Source organism: Sphingomonas bacterium (assembly GCF_903643065.1).
Taxonomy (GTDB): Bacteria; Pseudomonadota; Alphaproteobacteria; order Sphingomonadales; family Sphingomonadaceae; genus Sphingomonas.
On the sequence record NZ_CAHJWX010000106.1, the window covers coordinates 1 to 6,623 of the forward strand.

Consider the following 6,623-nt stretch of genomic DNA (forward strand, 5'->3'; position numbering starts at 1 on the left):
CCAGCGCCAGCCGAGCATTGACCCAGCGCCGCCAGCGGCCGTCCGCATCCGCTTCACGTTCGAGGGTATTGACGGATTTGGCGAGCGCCGCGTCGGGCTCCGGCGTCGCGCCGACGCACCAGCCCTCGAAGATCACGACGTCGATGCGCCGCTCCACCCGCTCCCAGGCCGATCGGTCGACGCGGGTGTCGCGTGCCTTGTCGAAGCGCGGGAGCGCTGTTCGACGTCCGCTGGCCAAAGCGTCAAGCACGGCATGGCCCAACGCCACGTCGTGTGTCCCGGGCACGCCGCGCGTTAGGAGCAGCGGATGTATGGTTTTCGCGAGATGCGTGCGTTCCTCGCGCGTGAGATACAGGTCATCGAGCGACAGGGTCACGGCGGCGAGACCGTGCGCCGCCAGGCGCGCGACGAGCAGCGCACTCACGGTGGATTTGCCGCTGCCCTGGGCGCCGCACAACCCGAGTACGAGCGGCTGGCCTTGCATCGACCCAAGTCGCTCCAATACCCCCGCTTCCAGCGACGTGGCCACGTCAGGAGACACGATCGAGCACCTCGCCGGTCGCCACGAATTGTTCGATGTTGGCGAAAACGCGCATCCCCATGGCAATACGTGTATCCAGCGTCGCGCTGCCGAGATGCGGCAGCAGCACGACGTTGTCGAGCGCGAGCAGTGCCGGATCAACCGTCGGTTCGCGTTCGAATACATCCAGCCCGGCTGCGGCGATCCGGCCGGACGCGAGCGCGGCGGCAAGATCGCGCTCGTTTACGACCGTTCCGCGTGCGGTGTTTACGAGAATGGCGCTCGGCTTCATCCGCGCCAGCAGCCGAGCATCGACCAAATGGCGCGTCTCGTGGCCCCCGCGGCAATGCAGCGAGATCACATCCGCCTGCGTCGCCAGCTCGTCCAACGATCCAACGAACGCAGCATCATACTCTCGCTCGACCGCTGCCGCCGCGCGGTGCGGCGCATGGTAGGCGATCCGCATGCCGAGCGCGCGCGCGCGCGCCGCCGTGGCCCGACCGATCCGCCCGAAGCCGATCAACCCGAGCAGCTTTCCGGTCACTCCCTGGCCGAGCAGGTGGGTCGGCCTCCAGCCAGCCCATAGGCCGGCGCGAAGCTCGCGTTCGCCCTCGCCCGCGCGCCGGCTCGCCATCAGGATAAGCAGCACCGCGAGTTCGGCGGTCGCGTCGGTCAGCACGTCGGGCGTATTGGAGACCAGGATATTGGCGGCGCGCGCGGCATCGAGGTCGATATGGTCGACGCCTGCGCCATAGTTGGCGATGAGCTTCACGGTAGCGCCAGGGGTGGCGATCAGTTCGCGGTCGATCGTGTCCGAGACGGTGGGGCAAAGGATGTCCGCGGTCAGCATCGCCCGGACCAGCGCAAGGCGGTCAAGTTTGAGATCGGGTTCGTTCAGTGTGACGAGATGGTTTGCAGCCAGCGCCTGCTCGACGTCGGCCGGCCAGCGGCGTGTGACGAAGAGGCGCATCGCGCGCTCAGCCGACGGGCGCATGGTCGAAGCCGTGCGCGTGCATCCAATGGCGGATATGTCGGATCGCTTCCGCGCCCAGCTCCGGCTGGCCCTGATAGTAATGCGTCGCGCCCTTGATCTCGGCGAACAGTTTGTCGTCATGCGGGACTGCATCGAACAGCCGGTGGGCATGGCTGGGCGCGCATGCATCGTCGGCGCTATTGTTGATGACGAGCACCGGCACGGACACCAGCGCGGCGTTCTTCGGTCCGTCGCCGCGCGCGTCATCGATGCTCCATTGGGAAAGCCAACTCCGCAACGACGAATAGCGCGCGAAGCCGATCGGGCTCATGTTCACGACCTGCGGATCGCCCATGTAGCACCAGTTGGGGCGGCGATCGTTCGCATCGACCGCAGGGTCCAGCCAACGCGGATCGGCCATCGTGCCGTGCGTGACGAACCCGAACTCCTCGCGCTCGCGGCCCGCGCTTTTGAGGCTTCCAAGCTTTGCCTTGACCCAAGCGGTGATACGCCGGTTGCGGGCGCGCTGCTCGGCGCGATAGGCTGCAAGGAAGTCGGGGCCATAGGGCGGCGTGATCTGGTCACCATACAGATCTAGCGACCCGTTCCGAACATCGGGATTGGCTTCGTCGCGGATCGACGCGTCGAGCGCATCGGTGAGAATCTCATGGCGAGAGACATGCGCGGCGACAAAGGCGATGCCGTCCGCCGGGATCAGCTTCGCGACCGCGAGGTCGATCGGATCGCCGGCGGGAGTCGCGGTGATCGTCGGATGCTCGGCCTGCGCTTGGTAAAAGGCCGATAGCGAGCCGCCCCCGCTCCAGCCGAGCAGCACGACCTTCGCGTAACCCAGCTTCTCCCTAGCATAGCGCACCGCCGCGCCGAGATCGACCACCACCTTTTCCATGATGAGCGCATAATCGGCACCGCGATAACGGCTGTCGCACGCCAGCACATGCACGCCGTTCTCCGCGAACCAGCGCATGATCGGCAGCCCCGCCGTACCGCCGATGGGATGCATCGTCACCAGGATCGTGTCGGAGGGCGTCTCCGGCAGCAGCAGCGTCGCCTGCAACGCGATCAGGCCGACGCTGCCGCCATAGGTGTCCTTGAAGGTGGACTCGTCCTTGAACACGATGGCGACCGGCCGGCGAGTGAAAGGCGTCGGGGCAGGCATCCGCTGCCTCTACGCAGCGCCAACTCACCAGTCAATTCGCAATATGGATCGTTTGATCAGCCAACACGAACGGAGAGGCCGTTCAATATGACATCAACGACGAGGTCCGCCTGCATTTCGATCACCTCCTGCGCGAACGGGTCGCTGTCCAGCAGCATCTGCGCGATCGATCCTAGATTGAAGAGCGTCGCCGCCGCGCCGTGGACGAGCAGCGTCAGCATCGGCGCCGGATAGCACTTAAGCAGGCCGCTTTTCGCGCCTTCGGCGAACAGCGCCTCGAACGTGGCGTAATTGGGCCGGGCGAGTTCCTGAAACAGCCACACCATGCGATCGCTGCTGCTCGATCCCTCGCGGTTGATGACGCGGCCAAGTTCCGGGTGACGCGCGGAGGTGAGGACGAAGCTGCGCAACAGCACGCGCAGCCGCGACACCGCGTCCAGATCCTTGTACATCGCACCGTCGAACGTCGGCTTGATCGAGACGGTGCGGAATAGATCGCGCATGGCGGCGCGCCAAAGTTCGTCTTTCGTGCCGAAGTGGTAAAGCACCACTGACTGCGAACTTCCTGCCTGTTGCGCGACATCCGAAGTAGAGACTGCGTCGAAGCCCTTGTTGGCGAAAAGGTCGAGCGCCGCGGCGAGGATGCGTTCTTTGCCTTGACCACGCCGCCGCGCCGGCGCCTTTTCGACGCTCTTGCCGACTTTCGCAGGCGCGGGCGACGAGGTCTTACGCGTTCTCGGCTTCGCCGGCGGGGTGCCACTGTCGGGGGGCGTCGTCTTCGTTCGTGCCATCACGGTCCGTCGCTTCGGTTGGCGCATTCGACGCCAGGCCGGGCAGCAGCTATCGCGCGTGCGGCAATGCCTTGCAAGCGAGAGGAACAGGCTCAGCGCTCGGCCAGCATCCTCCGCGCGACGTTGCGTCCGGCAGCCATCGCCGGAGCGTTGGTGTTGCCCGATGGCAGGTCGGGAAAGAGCGATGTATCGACCACGCGCAAGCCCTCGACGCCGCGCACGCGCCCCGCCGGATCGGTAACCGCAGCGTCGTCGCTCCCCATCCGGCAGGTGCCCGAGACGTGGAAGGCGGTGCCGCCGCGGGCGTACAGGTCGTCGAGGATGTCATCGTCGGACTGCACCGCTGGGCCGGGGGCCAGCTCTGTCCGTACAATCCCGGCGAGCGCCGGCTGCGCGACGATGTGCCGGATCGCGCGGACCATACCGACCGATGCCGTGCGGTCTTCCTCTTCCGCCAGGTAGTTGGCGTCGATGTAGGGCGGAGCCGCCGGGTCGGGCGAACTGATGACGATCTCGCCGCGCGATCGCGGATGCATGAAATAGCCGCCGATGGTAAATCCCGGTTCGGCCTCCAGAGCCAGGCCTTTAGGACCCTCCGCGAGCGAATACAGCCCGACACCTATCTGGCAGTCAGGCCGGGGGAGGCCGTCGCGTGACCGGATATATCCAACCAACTCCTGCGCCGCGTGGCTCATTGGTCCGGCGCCGGTGAACAGGTATCGCAGCACGTTGCGCAACAGCCGCAAACCGACGAATTCCCGATTGAGCCCGCCGTCGTTCACACGGAATTTCGTTTGGAGATAGAGGTGTTCGCGGAGGTTCTGCCCGACCTGCGGCTGATCGTGCATCACGTCGATACCTAAATCACGAAGTCGCTTCCCCGGTCCGATCCCCGAGAGCTGGAGCAGCTTGGGAGATTCAAGCGCCCCGGCACACAGGATCACCTCACGCCTCGCGCGGTTCACGCGGACGCCGTGCTTGTCGCGAACTTCCACGCCGACTGCTGTCCGTCCGTCGAACACGATCCGTAGGACCTCGGTATCGCTCGCGACCGTCAGGTTCGGGCGCTTCATCGCCGGGCGCAGAAATGCTTTCGCAGCGCTCTGCCGCTTGCCACGCCAGATCGTGCGAGCCTGATAGGCGATGCCGCCCTCGGGCGCGGCGTTCGTGTCGTCCACACGCGGCGTGCCTGCCTGCGCCGCCGCCTTGATCACCGCCTCGCACAAAGCGCCGCCGGCCGCATCGGTTGGGTGGCCGCTGACGCGCAGCGGGCCGCCGGCACCGCGCTCGTCGGTTTCACCGAGGTCATGGTCCTCGATCGCCTTGAAGTGCCGCACCATGTCCGACCAGCCCCAACCAGGACAGCCGAGTGCTGCCCAGCGGTCGTAATCCGCGGGGAAGCCGCGAGCATAGATCATGCCGTTGATGCTGCTCGATCCACCGATCACCCGTCCCTTCATCCAGCGTTCGGTGCCGCGATTGCCGCCGCGCCGGACGTCATAGTCGCGCACGTACCGGCTGCCGGGTTCGAGAAGCTTCGCGAGACCGCGCGGCATGTCGACCAGGAAGCTGCGATCGCTGCCACCGCCCTCGATCAGCAGAACCGTACGTTTCGGGTCCGACGTCAGTTCCGCCGCGAGCACGCATCCCGAGGAGCCCGCCCCGACGATGATGTAATCGGGAACGGCGTTAAAATCCGACATCCTTACCACTCCACCTCATTGACAGGTCTGCTAGATATCAAACTACGTTGACTATCAACACGCCGTGTGGCTGGACCGTATGAGATGGCAGGCATTCCTACGACGCTGCGGTGCTTCGTGACGAGCGCTGGGATGACATTGGCCGCCGACGAATGCGCCGGCGGCCGTTCGCTCCCAGTGATCCTGTTGCACGGCGGCGGTCAGACGCGGCATAGCTGGGCGGGCACGCTCGACGCGCTGGCAGCCGCCGGCTTCTATGTCGTCAGCCTCGACCTGCGCGGACATGGCGACAGCGGCTGGGCGACCGACGGGGCCTATGGGCTTGATGCGCATCTATCCGATCTACGCGCGGTGATCGACGAGCTCGGCGGCCGCGCCGTGGTGGTTGGCGCGTCACTAGGCGGATTGACGGGCCTGCTCGCGGCGGGAGAAGACGACGACGAACGCGTTGCCGCGCTTGTAATGGTCGACGTCGTTCCCGCGATCGAATTGGAGGGCGCAAAGGAGATCCGCGCCTTCATGACCGCGCGCCCGGACGGCTTCGGATCGGTCGAAGAAGCGGCCGAGGTCGTCGCCGCCTACCTGCCGCATCGACCTCGCCCGAGTAGTGCCGACGGACTGATGAAGAACCTGCGGCAGCGTCCCGATGGCCGCCTGCACTGGCATTGGGATCCAGCAATGTTCGGAGCGCCGACCAGCGGCGTCGTGACCGCGTTTCGTGAGCGTGCCGAGGCTGCGGCGCGCCGGGTAGAAGTGCCGACCCTCCTGGTCCGTGGAGGCATGAGTCGCGTTGTCAGCGGCGCCGGAGTCCGGGCGTTCCTCGATCTCGTGACCCACGCCGAGTATGTCAACGTGGCGGATGCGGGCCACATGGTGGCGGGTGACCGCAACGACGCGTTTACACGCCCTTTACTCGCCTTCCTGACGCGCGTGATCGCACGGATCGGCAATGAGTCGTCTTCCGCCCCGAACAAGGATTGATCATGGCCGCACTCGACGTCCCCGAACCTGCGTTCATGCTCGACGAGGAGATCGTCATGTTCCGCGACTCTGTCGGACGTTTCCTCGACCAGCATGCGCCGCCGGCGCGCGTGGCGGGATGGCGCGCGGCGGGTCAGGTCGAGCGGACCTTCTGGAACGAAGCGGGCGAAGCGGGTTTGCTCGGCGTCAGCGTGCCCGAGGAATATGGCGGGGCGGGCGGGGATTTCCGGCACGATCTGGTGCTGGTCGATCAGGTGGCGCGTAAGAGGATCGAGGGTTTCGCGATCAGCCTGCACAACGTGATCGTCACGCCCTATATCCAGCTCCACGGCACCGAGGAGCAGAAGCGGCGCTGGCTGCCCAAGCTCGCCAGTGGCGCGCGCGTCGCCGCGATCGCGATGAGCGAGCCGGGCGCCGGCTCCGACCTTCAGTCGATCCGCACGACGGCGCTCAAGGACGGCAACGGCTATCGCATCAA

The 6,623-nt window shown here is 66.1% G+C and carries 6 protein-coding genes and 1 pseudogene; 2 read left to right on the forward strand and 5 right to left on the reverse strand.

Going from position 1 to position 6,623, the window contains the following annotated elements; genetic code table 11:
- The 5 genes and pseudogenes from HUU95_RS05340 to HUU95_RS05360 all read right to left on the reverse strand — a co-directional run.
- A pseudogene (locus HUU95_RS05340) lies at window positions 1–529 on the reverse strand (kinase); the annotation flags it as partial.
- A 1-nt stretch (window position 530) separates the two neighbouring features.
- Complete coding sequence (locus HUU95_RS05345) at window positions 531–1,490, reverse strand: 2-hydroxyacid dehydrogenase (protein WP_254602637.1); 960 nt, start codon at window positions 1,488–1,490, stop codon at window positions 531–533.
- A 7-nt stretch (window positions 1,491–1,497) separates the two neighbouring features.
- The gene (locus tag HUU95_RS05350) at window positions 1,498–2,670 is read right to left on the reverse strand and encodes an alpha/beta hydrolase (RefSeq protein ID WP_174279168.1); all 1,173 of its coding nucleotides are present in this window, start codon (window positions 2,668–2,670) and stop codon (window positions 1,498–1,500) included.
- A 56-nt stretch (window positions 2,671–2,726) separates the two neighbouring features.
- Window positions 2,727–3,461 (reverse strand): TetR/AcrR family transcriptional regulator, encoded by a 735-nt coding sequence (locus HUU95_RS05355; protein ID WP_174279169.1) that lies wholly within the window; start codon window positions 3,459–3,461, stop codon window positions 2,727–2,729.
- Between the two features lie 92 nt (window positions 3,462–3,553).
- The gene (locus HUU95_RS05360) at window positions 3,554–5,164 is read right to left on the reverse strand and encodes a GMC family oxidoreductase (RefSeq protein ID WP_174279170.1); all 1,611 of its coding nucleotides are present in this window, start codon (window positions 5,162–5,164) and stop codon (window positions 3,554–3,556) included.
- A 132-nt stretch (window positions 5,165–5,296) separates the two neighbouring features.
- On the opposite strand from HUU95_RS05360, the gene HUU95_RS05365 reads away from it, so the two are divergent.
- Both HUU95_RS05365 and HUU95_RS05370 read left to right on the forward strand, forming a co-directional pair.
- Window positions 5,297–6,145, forward strand: a complete 849-nt coding sequence (locus HUU95_RS05365) for an alpha/beta fold hydrolase (RefSeq protein ID WP_174279171.1) — start codon at window positions 5,297–5,299, stop codon at window positions 6,143–6,145.
- Window positions 6,146–6,147: 2 nt separating this feature from the next.
- Window positions 6,148–6,623, forward strand: a 476-nt coding sequence (locus HUU95_RS05370) for an acyl-CoA dehydrogenase family protein (RefSeq protein WP_174279172.1), incomplete at its 3' end; no start/stop codon positions are given.